This window comes from Microbacterium sp. HA-8 (assembly GCF_046111165.1).
Taxonomy (GTDB): domain Bacteria; phylum Actinomycetota; class Actinomycetes; order Actinomycetales; family Microbacteriaceae; genus Microbacterium.
This window is the reverse complement of sequence record NZ_CP162025.1, coordinates 1,356,338-1,371,769: the sequence shown is the minus strand read 5'-3', so window position 1 is coordinate 1,371,769 and position 15,432 is coordinate 1,356,338. Positions and strand designations below refer to the sequence as shown.

The window sequence follows — 15,432 nt, the reverse complement described above, 5'->3', positions numbered from 1 at the left end:
GACGAGATCGGGCCCTCCCCTCGCGCTGATCTCCTCTTCTCAGCAATGGCGCCCCGCGCGGCGCCGCGAGGGGCGGCGCTGGGGCGCCCCACCGCCCGCGCGGCGCGCGCGTCAGTTGACGTCGTCGGGGTGCGAACCCACGCGGCCCGAGCCGTCGCCGGGGTCGAGCGCGTCGAGCGCGTCCATCTCGGCATCCGTCAGTGCGAAGTCGAAGACGTCGAGGTTCTCGCGCAGCCGCTCGGCGCGCACCGACTTGGGGAAGACGATGTTGTCCTTCTGGATGTGCCAGCGCAGCACGACCTGCGCGGGAGTCTTCCCGTACGCCTCCGCGGGCGCCGCGACCGCGGGAAGGCCGAACAGGTCGTACTTGCCCTGACCGAGCGGCCCCCACGCCTCGATGAGCACGCCGTTCTCCGCCGCCCATGCGACGACGTCGCGCTGCTGGTAAGCGGGGTGCAGCTCGATCTGGTTGACGGCGGGCACCTCGCCGGTCTCGGCGACGACGCGCTCGAGATGGGGCACGAGGAAGTTCGAGACTCCGATGCTGCGGGCGAGTCCGGCATCCCGGATGGCGATCAGGGCCTTCCACGCGTCGACGAAGTTGTCGTTCGCCGGCGTCGGCCAGTGCACCAGGTAGAGGTCGACGTACTCGAGACCGAGCTTCGCGAGGCTCTCGGCGATCGCCGCGGCCGGTTCGTCGCCCTCGTGCCGGTCGTTCCACAGCTTCGTGGTGATGAAGAGCTCGTCGCGAGGGATGCCGGAGGCCGCGATCGCCGCACCGACGCCCTCCTCGTTGCCGTAGATGGCGGCCGTGTCGATGTGGCGGTAACCGAGCGCGAGCGCCTCGGACACCGCGCGCTCGGTGTCGTCGGCGGGCACCTTGAAGACGCCGTAGCCGAGCTGGGGGATGTCGAAGCCGGAGTTCAGTCGCAGAGCGGGAATCGTCATCCCCCCAGCCTAGGAACTGCGCAGCGGCAACGGGGCATTCAGGCCGAAGACGTGCAGCGCGCCCGGTCCTCCCGCGAAGAACGTGTCGTGCGTGGGGCGCGGCGAGAGGGGCAGGATGCTGACCGTATCGGCCGGCAGGCGCTCGAGCGCCGCGGGTGCCGAACTCGGCGATTTCACCTCGCCCCCGACGGCGGCCTGCGCGACCCGGGCCAGCTGCGAGTGCGCCTGGTATCGGGGGTTCGCGGGATCGATGTAGCTGCCGAACGCGCACCGCACGCCGTAGACCACGCCCGCGCCCGCGGGAGACACGCCATCGCCGACCGCGGACTGCCCGTCGACGTGGAAGACGTACCCGCCCGCGGCCGCGGCGAGGGATGCCGGGGCGAGCACCGCCCCGCACGAGGGGACGATCTGCAGCTCGAGGCCCTCCCCCGCGTCGCGCGGCCAGCGGTTGCGCGGCAGACCGCGGCGCAACCGCGCGTCGGCATGGTCGAGGCAGATCTCGACCCCGACGTCGACCGGCGTGACAGCATCCGGAGCCAGACGCAGGATCGCATGCGGATCGCCCGCCGCGCGTTTGAGGTCTCCGGCCGACAGGTCGATATAGGGGTGCGCGATCATCTGCTCGGTGACGACGTCGTCACGTCCCGTGGTGTCCCAGAGCACGAAGTCCGCCGCGGCGTCGTAGTACTTCTCGGTGGTCGCCGAGGCGGGTGCGCCGGCGAAGACGCCCGCCGCGGTGCCGAGATCGGGTCCCTGGATGATCGCCCGGTTGCGCACCTGCAGGACGGGATGGGCGTGCCCCCACTGCAGATAGTCCTCGACGACCTCGAAGATCTTGGCGGCGTCCTCGCCGTCGGCCTGCCGGTACCGGTGCGCGAGGTCGGCGACCACGCCGTTGCGGACGAGGGTGGTCGTGCGCGAGAAGACCTCCCGCACATCGTCGGCGGCGGCCGACACCGCCGTGCCGAACACGAACAGCCAGTCCGGGTAGTCCGCCGGCGAGAACTCCTCGGCCAGACGCTCCTGCAGGTGCACGATCGGATCGGGACCGTCCGTCGCGTGCAGGTACGGGCCCTGCGCGCCGTGCCAGAAGAACTCCGGGGCGACGAAGACGTTCAGCACGCCGCTCTCCTGCGCGGGCAGCGCGGCGCGCGCCGTCTCGACGGCCGAGCGGAGGATGCCCATGCGGCCCGCGATGTCGGCCGCAGCATCCGGCAACCCGAGGTAGGTGCCCCCGAACGCGCCGCCCCCGTTCGGGCCGCCGAGTGTCGACATCTGTGCGGGAGAAGTGGGGAGGGCGTAGCCGATGAAGCGGACCGAATGCCATCCCGGGGTCGTCATGCGCTCAGCCTAGAGGCGGTGCGCCGTCATACGATGGAGGGCTATGTCCGTGCCCGCCGCCAAGATCGACGCCGTGATCTCGTTCCCGCCCGAGCTGCCCGTCAGCGCCGCGCGCGACGAGATCGCCGCCGCGATCCGCGACCACCAGGTCGTGATCGTCGCCGGCGCGACGGGCTCGGGCAAGACCACGCAGCTGCCGAAGATCTGCCTCGAGCTCGGCCGCGAGAGGATCGCGCACACCCAGCCGCGCCGCATCGCCGCGCGCACCATCGCCGAGCGCATCGCCGACGAGCTCGAGGTCGAGCTCGGCACGGTCGTGGGCTACAAGGTGCGCTTCACCGACAAGGTCTCCGACGCGACGCGGGTGGCGCTCGTGACCGACGGGATCCTGCTCAATGAGATCCATCGCGACCGGCTGCTGCGCCGATACGACACGATCATCGTCGACGAGGCGCACGAGCGCAGCCTCAACGTCGACTTCCTCCTCGGGTACCTGCGGCGCATCCTCCCCGAGCGCCCCGATCTCAAGGTCGTCATCACCTCGGCGACGATCGATCCCGAGAGCTTCGCGGCGCACTTCGCGGATGCCGGGGGCACCCCCGCCCCGATCATCGAGGTCTCGGGGCGCACCTACCCCGTCGAGGTGAGGTATCGCGCGCTCGTCGCCGACGACGAAGCCGCCACCTACGACGTCGACGGCGACGAGATCGCGGGCATCGTGCAGGCGTTGCGCGAGCTCGATCGCGAGCCCGCCGGCGACGTGCTGGTGTTCCTGCCCGGCGAAGCAGAGATCCGCGATGCCGCCGAGGCCGTGCGCGGAGCGTACGCGCAGGCGTCCTCCCCCACAGAGGTGCTGCCCCTGTACGGCCGTCTGAGCGCCGCCGAGCAGCATCGCGTGTTCGAGCGCTCGAAGGTCGCGGGCGTGCGCCGTCGCGTCGTCCTCGCGACCAACGTCGCCGAGACGAGCCTCACCGTGCCGGGCATCAAGTACGTCGTGGATGTCGGAACCGCCCGCATCTCGCGCTACAGCACGCGCGCCAAGGTGCAGCGTCTGCCGATCGAGGCCGTCTCCCAGGCGTCGGCACAGCAGCGGTCGGGCCGCGCGGGGCGCACGAGCGACGGCGTCGCGATCCGTCTCTATTCGGAGGAGGACTTCGCGGCGCGTCCCGAGTTCACCGAGCCCGAGATCCTGCGCACGAGCCTCGCCTCGGTCACCCTGCAGATGCTCGCCCTGGGCTTCGGCGACATCCAGGCCTTCCCCTTCCTCACCCCGCCCGACTCGCGGGGCGTGATGGCGGCGCTCGATCTGCTGGTCGAACTCGGCGCCGTCACGCTGCGCCCGGGCGCCGAGCCGAGGCTGACGAAGATCGGACGCGAGATCGCGCGGATGCCGATCGACCCGCGGTTCGCGCGCATGCTCATCGAGTCGCAGCGCACGGGAACGACCCGGGAGCTGCTCGCGATCGTCGCCGGCATGTCGATCCAGGACGTGCGCGAGCGCCCGGAAGAAGCCCGTGAGCAGGCCGACCGCCTGCATGCGCGCTTCGTCGATCCCACGAGCGACTTCCTCACCCTGCTGAACCTCTGGAACCACCTGCAGGAGCAGGCGCGCGAGCTGGGCTCCAGCGCCTTCCGGCGCCTGTGCCGCGCCGAGCACCTCAACTATGTGCGCGTGCGCGAGTGGTTCGACGTGCATCGCCAGCTGCGCTCGTTCGTGCGCGATCCCGAGCGAGACCGCCGCACGGCTCCCGCGCCCCGCACGGCCCCTGAGCCCGTCGAAGGGGCCACCGCCGACCCCGACGCGCTGCACCGCGCGATCCTCGCCGGCCTGCTCTCGCACATCGGCGTGCTCGATGCCCGCGCACTCGCGAAGGCGACGAACGAGCGGCGCGACCGGCGGCCGGCGCCCGCCGAGTATCTCGGGGCGCGCGGTGTGCGATTCCAGGTCTTTCCAGGCTCGGGGCTGAAGAAGAAGCGCCCCGCGGCGATCATGGCGGCCGAACTCGTCGAGACCTCGCGCCTGTACGGCCGCACGATCGCGGCGATCGATCCCGCGTGGGCCGAGTCCCTCGCCGGCGACCTCGCGAAGCGTCAGGTCAACGAGCCGCACTGGTCGAAGGATGCCGGAGCCGCGGTCGCGGACGAGAAGGTGACGCTGTTCGGGGTCGAGATCATCCCGCGCCGCCGGGTGCAGTTCGCCCGGATCGACCCTGCCGGCGCCCGCGAACTGTTCGTGCGGCACGCGCTCGTCGAGGGCGAGTGGAACGCCGATCGCCTCGACAAGCGATTGACGGCGTTCGTGCGCGCGAACCACGAACTGCGGCGGCGCCTTGAGAAGGTCGAGGAGCGGGAGCGGCGCCGCGACATCCTCGCGGGCGACGAGGCGGTGTTCGACTTCTACGACGCGCGCATCCCGCGCGACGTCTTCGACGTCCGCTCCTTCGAGACGTGGTGGCGCGATGAGCAGGGACGCACGCCGCATCTGCTGTCGATGCGCGAGCAGGACCTCGTCGAGGGCGAGGCGCGCGCCGACGCCCGCGAGTTCCCGACGCGGTGGACGCAGGGGGATCAGACCCTGACCCTGGCCTATCGGTTCGAGCCCGGCGCCGAGGACGACGGCGTGAACGTCGTCGTGCCCCTGCCGCTGCTGGCGGGGCTCCGCGCCGACGGCTTCGACTGGCAGGTGCCGGGCCTTCGCGCCGAGCTCATCGCCGGGCTGCTGCGCGCGCTGCCCAAGGCGATCCGCCGCAACGTCGTGCCCGCCGCCGACTGGGCCGCGCGCTTCGCCGACGACCTCGCCGGTGCCGGGCCCGAGGACCACGCCGGCCTCCCCTCCGACACGCTCGTGGACGCCCTCGCACGGCGCGTGCAGCGCGTGGCGAACCAGCCGGTGACGGCGGCGGACTTCGAGCTCGACCGCGTGCCCGCGCACTTGCGGATGGCCTTCCGCGTCGTCGATGCCCGCGGGCGCACCGCGGGCGCCGGCCGTGACCTCGCCGAGCTGCAGGCGCGGCTCGCCGGCCGGGCGCGCGAGAGCGTCGCCTCACGGCTGAGCGCACCGGCCCCCGCGGCCCGGCCCGGGCGCGTGGCGGGCGCGTCCCCGGCCTCGCCCGGCACGGCGCAGGCGTCGAGCCACACGGTCACGGAGCGCTCGGGTATCACCACGTGGGATCTCGGCTCGCTGCCCGAGGTCGTGGACACCCGGGTCGCCGGCGGCGTCGTCCGCGGATACCCGACCCTCGTCGACGAGGTGACGAGCGTGGCGCTGCGGGTCGAGACGACACCGGAGGCCGCCGCGCGGGCGCTGCGGGGCGGCATCCGTCGCCTGGTGCTGCTCGCCGTGCCCTCTCCGGTGTCGTACGTGCAGGAGCATCTCGCCGCCAACGAGAAGCTCGCCCTGGCCGCATCGCCGTACCCGTCGGCGAAGGCCCTCATCGAGGACTGCCGCGCCGCCGCCGCCGACGCGCTGATCGAGTCCGTCGCGCCGGGCGGCATCGTGCGCACCCACGCCGACTTCGAGCGGGTGCGGGATGCTGTCTCGGCGGGCATCGTCGATGCGCTCTTCGCCTGCGTGTCACAGGTGGCGCGCATCCTCCTCCTGCAGCGCGACGTCGATCGTGCGCTGCGCGGTCAGAACGCGCTGACCGTGCTGGGTGCGCTGAACGATGTGCGCGCGCAGGTCGGGGGTCTCGTGTTCGCCGGGTTCGTGTCGCGTCTGGGCACCGCGCGCCTCGCGCACCTGCCGCGGTATCTGCAGGGCGCGCTGCAGCGACTGCAGGGGCTCGCCGACAATCCCGGGCGCGACCGCGCGCGCATGAGCGAGTTCGAGCGTGCGTGGGCCCCGTTCGCGGAGGCGGGCGGCGCCGTTCCGCTTCCGCCGCACCCGCCCTCGGGGCTCGCGCACGCGCGCTGGCTGCTCGAGGAGTACCGCATCAGTCTCTTCGCGCAGTCGCTCGGCACGGCCGAGCCGGTCTCGCCCCAGCGCATCACGAAGGCGCTCCGCGGGTAGCCTCGAACGTACACACGCGCTCATCGATGAGGAGATCCCCATGACCCGTTCGATCGTGTACACCAGCTTCGGCGGTCCCGAGGTGCTCACCCTGGCGACGATCCCGACCCCCGAACCGCGCCCCGGCCACATCGTCGTGCGCGTCGAGGCCGCCGGGGTCAATCCCATCGACGCCAAGCTGCGCGCGGGCCGGCGCGCGTCCGCGCCATTGACGAAGCCGCGACACGTCGGCCGCGACGGCGCGGGCGTCGTGGTCGCCGTCGGCGACGATGTCGAGGGCTTCCGCGTCGGCGAACCGGTCGCGTTCCGCGACACCAGCGGGGCGTACGCGAGCGAGGTGCTCGTGCAGGCCTCGCACGCGGTGCCGCGGCCCCCGCACGTCACGGCGGCCGCGGCGGCGGGCATCGGCATCCCCGTCGGCACGGCCTATCAATCCCTCAAGTCCCTCGCCGTCGGCCCCGGCGACACCCTGCTGTTGCACGCCGGGTCGGGCGCCGTCGGCCAGGCGGCCATCCAGTACGCCGTGCTCTGGGGCGCGACCGTGATCGCCACCGCGAGCGAGCGCCGTTTCGATCGGGTGCGCGCTCTCGGTGCGATGCCCGTGGCGTACGGCCACGGGCTGGTGGAACGCCTGCGCACCGCGGCCCCGCAGGGCGTGACGGTCGCCCTCGATGCCGCGGGAACCGACGAGGCGATCGAGGCCTCGCTCGCCCTGGTGCCCGATCCTCACCGCATCGCGACCCTCGTGCGCGGCGCGGATGCGGCGGACTTCGGCATCCGCGCGTTCTCGGGCGGCGGACCCGCTCCCCTCAGCGACACGGAGCTCGCCTGGCGGGCCGAGGCGCTTCCCGTGACCGTGGCGCTCATGGCGGCGGGCGCATTCCAGATCGAGGAGGGCCCGTCGTTCCCGCTGGCTGCCGCGTGCGACGCGCACCGTGCGATCGAGGCGGGCGTCGACGGAAAGATCGTGCTCCTGCCCTGAGCCTGCACCATCTGCCCGCCCGGCCCCCGAACCCGGCCCATGGGTGTCCCATTTTCTGTCGCCCGCGGCGGCGCCGCGCGACAGAAAATGGGACACCCACACGGGCCGCGCGGCCCCGGCGACATACGGTGACACACGCATTGCGCGCGGCGCGGTCCGGCGTGTGACGATGTGGGCATGAGCGATGCCCGTCTTCCCGCGCGCCCGGATGCTGCCGACGGCGGCTTCGCGACCCTTCAGGTGCAGGCGGGGTACACACCCGGCATCGCCCAGAACACCGCGATCCCCCCGATCTACCAGTCAAACGCATACGAGTTCCCCTCGCTCGCGCACGCGCGGGACGTCTTCGCGCTCCGCACGGTCGGCAACGTCTACAGCCGCAACGCCAACCCGACCCAGCTCGTGCTCGAGGAGCGCGTCGCGCGGCTCGAGGGCGGCACGGCCGCCGTCGCGGTCGGCTCGGGGCAGGCGGCGTCGGCGGGTGCCATCCTCGCGCTCGCCTCGCAGGGCCATCACATCGTCGCGGCCCGCCAGCTGTACGGTGGCACGATCGATCTGCTGGCGGACTCGCTCGCCGACCTCGGCATCGAGGTGACGTTCGTCGATCAGGACGACGTCGAGGGATGGCGCGCAGCAGCCCGGCCCGAGACGCGCGCCTTCTTCGCCGAGACGATCACCAACCCGCTCGCCACGGTGCTCGACGTCCGCGCGATCGCGGACGCCGCACACGAGGCCGGTGTGCCCCTGATCGTCGACAACACCGTCGCGACCCCGTACCTGCTGCGTCCGGGCGACCACGGCGCCGACATCGTCGTGCACTCGGCCACGAAGTACCTCGGCGGTCACGGCGCCGCCCTGGGCGGCGTGATCGTCGACATCGGCCGGTTCGACTTCGCGGCCGACCCCGACCGCTGGCCGCAGTTCACGCGCCCCTATCCGCGATTCAGAGATCTCGTCCTGTGGGAGCGCTTCGGCGCCGCTGGGCAGGCGCTCACCGTGTACATCAAGACGAAGTTCGTGCACGACTTCGGCCCGACGCTGGCAGCCACCTCGTCCTCGCAGCTGCTGCAGGGCATCGAGACCCTCGATCTGCGCATGCGACGCCACAGCGACAACGCCCTCGAGGTCGCGCGCGTGCTCGACGCGCATCCTTCGGTGTCGCGGGTGCACCACCCGGGGCTCTCACACAACCCCTGGCACGGCGCGGCGGCGCGGTATCTGCCCCGCGGAACCTCTGGCGTCTTCGCCTTCGACCTCGCGGGATCGGGTGATGCGACTCGTGATCAACAGCTCGTCGAGCGAGTCGTCGATGCGCTGCGCGTCATCCGCCTGGTGGCCAACATCGGTGACGCCCGCAGCATGGTCTCACACCCGGCATCCATGACCCACAGCCACATGACGCCCGACCAGCTGGCGGCCGCGGGCATCTCTCCGACGACGATCCGCCTCTCGATCGGTCTCGAAGACCCCGCCGATCTGACGGCAGACCTGGCCCAGGCCCTGTCCCGGGCCTGAGCGAGGTCTGCACCCGCCCGGGTCAGTTCGCCGAACGGCGCTTGTTGTAGACGTCGAACGCGACGGCGAGCAGCAGCACGAGTCCCTTGACGGCCTGCTGCCATTCGATGCCGATCCCGAGGATCGACATGCCGTTGTTGAGCACGCCGATGATGAGGCCACCGATGATCGCCCCGCCGATGGTGCCGACCCCGCCCTGCACGGCCGCGCCGCCGATGAAGGCCGCCGAGATCGCCTCGAGCTCGAATCCGTCACCGGCCTTGGGGCCGGCGAGGTTGAGCCGCGCGGTGAAGATGAGGCCCGCGAGCGCCGCGAGGAAACCCATGTTCACGAACAGCCAGAAGTCGACCCGGCGGGTCTTGATGCCGGAGAGCTCGGCCGCGTGACGGTTGCCGCCGATGGCGTAGATGTGGCGACCGAACACGGTGCGGTTCATCACGACGCCGTACACGAGAACGAGGATCGCGAGGATGATCAGCGTGACGGGGATGCCCTTGTAGGTGGCGAGCGAGTAGGCGAAGAACGCGATCGCGGCCGAGATCAGCACGAGCTTGACGATGAACCAGACCGGCGGCTCGACCTCCTGACCGTACTTGCGCCGCCCCGCTCGCGTGCGCACCTGCTGCGTTACGAGCAGGACGATCGCGACGAGCCCGACGCCGAGGGTCATGAGGTCGGGATCGGTCTCGCCGAAGATGCCCGAGACGAATCCGTTGCCGAGCGCGCGGTACTCGGTCGGGAACGATCCGATGTTGGAGTTGCCGAGCACGACGAGGGCGAGACCGCGGAAGATCAGCATGCCGGCGAGGGTCACGATGAAGGCGGGGATGCCGACGAACGCGATCCAGAATCCCTGCCAGGCCCCCACGAGGGCGCCGATCAGCAGCGAGAGCACGACCGCCAGCCACCAGGGCAGGCCCCACGAGACGGCGAACACCCCCGAGCAGGCACCGACGAACGCGGCCACGGACCCCACCGAGAGGTCGATATGGCCCGCGATGATCACCATCACCATGCCGATCGCGAGCACGAGGATGTACCCGTTCTGCACGACGAGGTTCGAGATGTTCTGCGGGCGCAGCAGGATGCCCTCGGTCAGGATCGCGAACAGCACGATCACCGCGAGCAGCGCGATGAAGATGCCGTTCTTGCCGAGATCGGACAGCACGTGCGTGAGCCACGACGTGAATCGGTTCTGGACGGGGTTGATGTTGGCGCCGACCGCGGTGGACTCGGTCTGGGGAGGGGTGGGGTTGGACATTGTCACTCCTGTGTGCGACCGCGCCTCAGCGCGGCTTCTCCATGGTCATGAGCTTGAGGACGGCCTCGGGTGTGGCCTCGGCGACGGGCAGCTCGCCGGTGATGCGTCCCTCCGAGAGGGCGTAGACGCGATCCGAGATGCCCAGCAGCTCGGGCAGCTCCGATGAGATGACGATGATCCCCTTGCCGGATGCTGCGAGCTTGTTGATGATCGTGTAGATCTCGTACTTCGCCCCGACATCGATGCCGCGGGTGGGCTCATCGAGGATCAGCACATCGGGATCGGAGTAGATCCACTTCGACAGCACGACCTTCTGCTGGTTGCCGCCGGAGAGCTTGCCGGTCTTGACCAGCACGTTCGGGGCTTTGATGTTGAGGTCGCGGCGGTACTCGTTGGCGACCTTGTACTCCTCGTTGTCGTTGACGAGGCCGGCTTTCTCGAGCTTGCGCAGCGCCGCCATCGAGACGTTGCGCTTGATGTCCTCGATGAGGTTGAGGCCGTAGGTCTTGCGGTCCTCGGTCGCGTACGCGAGGCCGTTGGCGATCGCCTCCGACACCGTGCGGGTCTTGATCTCCTTGCCGCGCAGGTACACCCGGCCGGTGATCTTCGAGCCGTAGCTGTGCCCGAACAGGCTCATCGCGAACTCGGTGCGCCCGGCGCCCATGAGGCCGGCGATGCCGACGATCTCGCCAGCCTTGACGTTGATCGAGACGTTGTCGACGACGACGCGCGTGCCGTCCTGCGGGTGATACGCCGTCCAGTCCTCGACCCGCAGCAGTTCCTCGCCGATGTCGGGGGTGTGGTCCGGGTAGCGGTGTTCGAGGTCGCGCCCGACCATGTCACGGATGATGCGATCCTCGGTCACGTCGGTCTTGGCGATCGTCTCGATCGTCTTTCCGTCACGGATGACGGTGACAGCATCCGCCACCTTCTTGATCTCGTTGAGCTTGTGGCTGATGATGATCGACGTGATGCCCTGACCCTTCAGGTGCAGGATCAGATCGATGAGGTGATCGGAGTCCTCGTCGTTGAGCGCGGCGGTCGGCTCGTCGAGGATGAGCAGCTTGACCCGCTTAGACAGCGCCTTCGCGATCTCGACGAGCTGCTGCTTACCGACGCCGATGTTCTTGATCTTCGTGGTCGGGTTCTCGCGCAGGCCGACACGGGCCAGCAGCTTGGACGCTTCGAAGTTCGTCTTGTTCCAGTCGATCAGCCCGAGCGGGCCGCGCACCTCGTTGTTGAGGAAGATGTTCTCGGCGATCGAGAGGTGGGGGCTCAGGGCCAGCTCCTGGTGGATGATGACGATGCCCTTGGCCTCGCTGTCGCCGAGACCGCGGAAGGCGACGACCTCGTCCTCGAAGACGATGTCGCCGTCGTAGGTGCCGTGCGGGTAGACCCCCGAGAGCACCTTCATCAGAGTCGACTTGCCGGCGCCGTTCTCACCGCAGATGGCGTGCACCTCGCCGCGCTGGACCGAAAGGTTGACGTTGGCGAGCGCCTTCACCCCGGGGAACGTCTTGGTGATGCCGCGCATCTCGAGAATGGGCTGCGTCATGTTCTTCTCCTCATCGAGACCGAGCCATGCGGTCGGGCGGGGTCGCCGCCCGACCGCATGAACTGGTTCTAGCCGTTGATCTCTTCTTCGGTCCAGTAGCCGGAGTCGACGAGGACCTCGACGATGTTGTCCTTGACGACGATCACCGGGTCGAGCAGGTACGACGGGACGACCTTCACGCCGTTGTCGTAGTCGGTCGTGTTGTTGACCTCGGGCTCCTCGCCGTTCAGCAGCGCGACCGCCATGTCCACGGCCACGGCCGCGAGCTCGCGGGTGTCCTTGAAGATGGTGGCGTACTGCTCACCGGCGTTGATGGCCTTCACGGAGTCGAGCTCGGCATCCTGACCCGAGATGATCGGCCAGTCCTCGCCCACCGTGTATCCGGCGTCGGTGAGGGCCGAGATGATGCCGCGCGAGATGCCGTCGTAGGGCGAGAGCACCGCGTTGACCGTGGAGCCGTCCGAGTAGTTCGCGGTGAGGATGTCCTCCATGCGGCTCTGTGCCGTCTCTCCGTCCCAGCGCAGCGTCGCGACCTGCTCGATGTCGGTCTGACCGGATTTGACCTCGAGCGTGCCGTCGTCGATCAGCGGCTGGAGCACGTCCATCGCGCCGTCGAAGAAGAAGAACGCGTTGTTGTCGTCGAGCGAGCCCGCGAACAGTTCGATGTTGAACGGACCCGCGGGTGCGCCCTCGATCGGGGTGCCGTCGAGCTCGGTCAGTCCGAGGCCGTTGAGCACCGACCACGCCTGCTGCTGGCCGACGACGAAGTTGTCGAACGACGCGTAGTAGTCGACGTTCTCCGAATCGCGGATCAGGCGGTCGTAGGCGATGACGGGGATGTCGGCGTCGGCGGCGTCCTGCAGCACCTGCGACAGGGTGGTGCCATCGATCGAGGCGATGATCAGCGCCTCGGCGCCCTTGGTGATCATGTTCTCGATCTGCGAGACCTGGGTCGGGATGTCGTCCTCTGCGTACTGCAGGTCGACCTCGAAACCCTGCTCCTCGAGCGCGGCCTTGACGGCGTCGCCGTCCTGGATCCAGCGCTCCGAGCTCTTGGTGGGCATCGCGACGCCGATCAGCCCGCCATCGCCCTCGCCCTCTCCGCCCCCGCTGCCGCCGGCGCAGGACGTGAGCAGCAGGGCGCCCGCGGCGACCGCTGCCAGCAGTGTCTTCTTCGCTTTCACTGTGGTTCCTCTCAAAGGACTTCGTTGTCTTGGTGGTCGATGTTCAGTTATGGATCCACCCGCGGTCACGCCGCGGGAAGCTTGTCACCGCTCGCGGCGGTCGTCGGTGGTCTGGCCGTAGACGTTCTGGTACCGGCCGTAGAGAGCGTCGATCTTCTCCTGCGGGATCGGGACCAGCGGACCCGCCTGCGCCGCGATATGAACCGTGCGCGCCGCGTCCTCACACATCACCGCGGCCTTGACCGCATCCCTCGCCGACACCCCGATCGTGAACGGCCCATGATTGCGCATCAACACCGCACGGCTCCGGTGACCGGTGAGGGTCTCCACGATCCCCCGACCGATCGAGTCATCCCCGATCACCGCAAACGGACCCACCGGAATCGGACCCCCGAACTCATCCGCCATCCCCGTGATCACACACGGAATCGATTCACCCCGCGCCGCCCACGCCACCGCATACGTCGAATGCGTGTGCACCACACCACCCACACCCGGCATATTCCGATACACATACGCATGCGCCGCCGTATCACTCGACGGAGACCGCTCACTGCCCGGCGTCCCCGGCACCACAACCCCGTCCAGATCACACACGATCATGTTCTCCGGCGCCAGATCCTCATACGACACCCCGCTCGGCTTGATCACGAACAGATCCGCACCCGGCACACGACCCGACACATTCCCACCCGTCCACACCACCAGCCCATACCGCACCAACTCACCATGCAGACGGGCCACATCCTCGCGGGTACGCGCCACCGCGACCTCGACCTTGGGTCCGTAAGTACTCACGGCTCACTCCTTTGTGGCCCGACGGGGACCGGGATGCTGCGATGTGACGATCGGTGTGACAGATCATGTGACCGTTCACATCGCGTCATGTTAGCCAGGTCTCGGCATCCCGTGTCAAGTCGACACGGTCTCGGATGCGTAACGGCCCTAGAACGAAGGAGCGGCCACCGAGGCGCGCACGACCAGCTCGGGCATGATCGTGTGCCGCGGATCGGGCGCTGACCCGTCGCTGGGTCCTAGCAGCAGGTCGACGCAGCGCCGGCCGAGCTCGGCGAAGTCCTGACGCACCGTGGTCAGCGGCGGCCAGAAGTGCGCGGCCTCGGGGATGTCGTCGAACCCCACGACGCTGACGTCTCGCGGCACATCCAGCCCCTCCGCGCGGATCGCGTGGATCAGACCCAGCGCCATCTGGTCGTTCGAGGAGAAGATCGCCGTGAAATCGCGCACCCGCAGCAGCTCCCTCCCGGCGAAGTATCCGAACTCCGCGGTCCAGTCGCCGAGGATCGGGGCGGTCGTGGGGATGTCCTGCGCGCCCATCTCCTCGAGGAAGCCCCGCATCCGCGCCTCGGCCTCGATCCAGTCCTGCGGTCCCGCGAGGTGGTAGATCGAGCGGTGCCCGAGGTCGATCAGGTGGCGCGTCGCCAGCCGCGCCCCGGCCATCTGGTCGACCGAGAGGGCATGCTCCTCCCCCAGCCCTGTCGACTGCAGAGTCACGTAGGGCACATCGATCTCGAAGGCCGCGAGCACGCGGAACACCCGTACCTGCGGAGCGATCACGACGAGCCCCTCGACCGACTGGGCGACGAGGTGCGCAAGGCCCGCGCCGATCGACTCGGGATCGGCGGCATCGATGTTGGCGGTGCTGACCCAGTAGCCGCGCTCGCGCGCCGCGGCCTCGATTGCGGCGATGCCGGCGGCCGGTCCGTACTGCGTGCTCGACGCCGAGAGGATGCCGATCGTCTGCGACCTGCTGGTCACGAGCGCCCGCGCCGCGCGATTGGGCCGGTACTGCAGCTCCTGCATGACCTCGAACACCCGCTCGCGGGTGTCGGGGCGCACGCTCGGATGGTCGTTGAGCACGCGCGAGACCGTCTGATGCGACACGCCCGCGATCCGCGCGACGTCCCGGATGCTGGGGGGTCGTCCCCGGGTGGGGTCGCTCATGGGTCGGTGCTCCTTCGTACCTGGCCCGTTGATGTGCACGGTCACACGAATCTCCCCCCCATTATGCGGGCGGACGGCGCGGATGTGACAAAAGGCCCTGTGTCACACGGATGCCGCGGCCTAGGCTGTGCGCATGTCCGACCTGTTCCGCGACCTGCCGCTGAGCGGGCGCGTCCCGCGCGACGAGTCGCAGGTCACGGGCGACTGGCGCGGTCAGCTCGCCGACGTCGTGCACTCGGCCGCCGGCATCCTGGGCAGCCTGCCGGGCGGTGATCGTGACCGCCACGCGCGCTCTTTCCTGGTCTCCGCGGGCCTCGCCCGGGAGAGTGCCGCCGACAGCCTCACCGGGCTGAGCGAGGCCGTGCGCGACGGCAGGCGCCGGCGGGTGCGAGATCTCTCCCGCGCGGTCGGCGCCCTGCTCGCGCTCGCCCGTGACACGGGGTCGACCGTGTCGCTCGCACCGCTCACCTCCGGCGCGGTCGCGCTCTACCGCGCGACCTCCGCGCCCCTCGCCATCCGCGCCGTCGTGGGGGGACACACCCTCCGCTCCCTCGACGACGGCTGGGAGTTCGGCCACGGCCCGGTGCTGGCGGACACCTCGCTGCGCATGGTCGCCTTCCTCTGCGGCGTCTCCGAAGAGCCCCCGCGCCGTGTCGCACCCCGCCGCTAGGC

At 69.9% G+C, this 15,432-nt stretch carries 11 protein-coding genes; 4 read left to right on the top strand and 7 right to left on the bottom strand.

What is annotated here, in order from left to right; all coding sequences use genetic code 11:
* Positions 1–111: 111 nt before the first annotated feature.
* Both AB2L57_RS06555 and AB2L57_RS06550 read right to left on the bottom strand, forming a co-directional pair.
* The gene (locus AB2L57_RS06555; protein ID WP_292811927.1) at positions 112–948 is read right to left on the bottom strand and encodes an aldo/keto reductase; all 837 of its coding nucleotides are present in this window, start codon (positions 946–948) and stop codon (positions 112–114) included.
* A gap of 9 nt (positions 949–957) precedes the next feature.
* Entirely contained in the window at positions 958–2,292 is a 1,335-nt protein-coding gene (locus AB2L57_RS06550; RefSeq protein WP_292811929.1) for a hypothetical protein, read from the bottom strand.
* Between the two features lie 43 nt (positions 2,293–2,335).
* Between AB2L57_RS06550 and hrpA the strand changes: the two genes are divergently transcribed.
* From hrpA to AB2L57_RS06535, 3 genes are all read left to right on the top strand, one after another.
* A complete protein-coding gene (gene hrpA, locus AB2L57_RS06545) occupies positions 2,336–6,301 on the top strand; it encodes an ATP-dependent RNA helicase HrpA (protein ID WP_292811931.1) in 3,966 nt (1,321 codons plus the stop codon).
* A 40-nt stretch (positions 6,302–6,341) separates the two neighbouring features.
* Positions 6,342–7,283, top strand: a complete 942-nt coding sequence (locus tag AB2L57_RS06540) for an NADP-dependent oxidoreductase (protein ID WP_292811933.1) — start codon at positions 6,342–6,344, stop codon at positions 7,281–7,283.
* 177 nt (positions 7,284–7,460) lie between these two features.
* Positions 7,461–8,798 (top strand): O-acetylhomoserine aminocarboxypropyltransferase/cysteine synthase family protein, encoded by a 1,338-nt coding sequence (locus AB2L57_RS06535; protein WP_292811935.1) that lies wholly within the window; start codon positions 7,461–7,463, stop codon positions 8,796–8,798.
* A 22-nt stretch (positions 8,799–8,820) separates the two neighbouring features.
* Here AB2L57_RS06535 and mmsB read toward each other — a convergent pair whose 3' ends face one another.
* The 5 genes from mmsB to AB2L57_RS06510 all read right to left on the bottom strand — a co-directional run bounded on the left by mmsB (position 8,821) and on the right by AB2L57_RS06510 (position 14,760).
* The gene (gene mmsB, locus AB2L57_RS06530) at positions 8,821–10,059 is read right to left on the bottom strand and encodes a multiple monosaccharide ABC transporter permease (RefSeq protein ID WP_409048371.1); all 1,239 of its coding nucleotides are present in this window, start codon (positions 10,057–10,059) and stop codon (positions 8,821–8,823) included.
* A 25-nt stretch (positions 10,060–10,084) separates the two neighbouring features.
* Positions 10,085–11,614 carry a multiple monosaccharide ABC transporter ATP-binding protein gene (mmsA, locus tag AB2L57_RS06525; protein WP_409048370.1) on the bottom strand — a complete coding sequence of 510 codons (1,530 nt, stop codon included), beginning with the start codon at positions 11,612–11,614 and terminating at the stop codon, positions 10,085–10,087.
* A 68-nt stretch (positions 11,615–11,682) separates the two neighbouring features.
* Positions 11,683–12,798, bottom strand: a complete 1,116-nt coding sequence (gene chvE, locus AB2L57_RS06520; protein WP_409048369.1) for a multiple monosaccharide ABC transporter substrate-binding protein — start codon at positions 12,796–12,798, stop codon at positions 11,683–11,685.
* A gap of 84 nt (positions 12,799–12,882) precedes the next feature.
* The gene (locus AB2L57_RS06515; RefSeq protein ID WP_409048368.1) at positions 12,883–13,596 is read right to left on the bottom strand and encodes an L-ribulose-5-phosphate 4-epimerase; all 714 of its coding nucleotides are present in this window, start codon (positions 13,594–13,596) and stop codon (positions 12,883–12,885) included.
* Between the two features lie 147 nt (positions 13,597–13,743).
* Entirely contained in the window at positions 13,744–14,760 is a 1,017-nt protein-coding gene (locus tag AB2L57_RS06510; protein WP_292813282.1) for a LacI family DNA-binding transcriptional regulator, read from the bottom strand.
* Positions 14,761–14,893: 133 nt separating this feature from the next.
* On the opposite strand from AB2L57_RS06510, the gene AB2L57_RS06505 reads away from it, so the two are divergent.
* Positions 14,894–15,430, top strand: a complete 537-nt coding sequence (locus AB2L57_RS06505) for a hypothetical protein (RefSeq protein ID WP_409048367.1) — start codon at positions 14,894–14,896, stop codon at positions 15,428–15,430.
* Positions 15,431–15,432 lie beyond the last annotated feature (2 nt).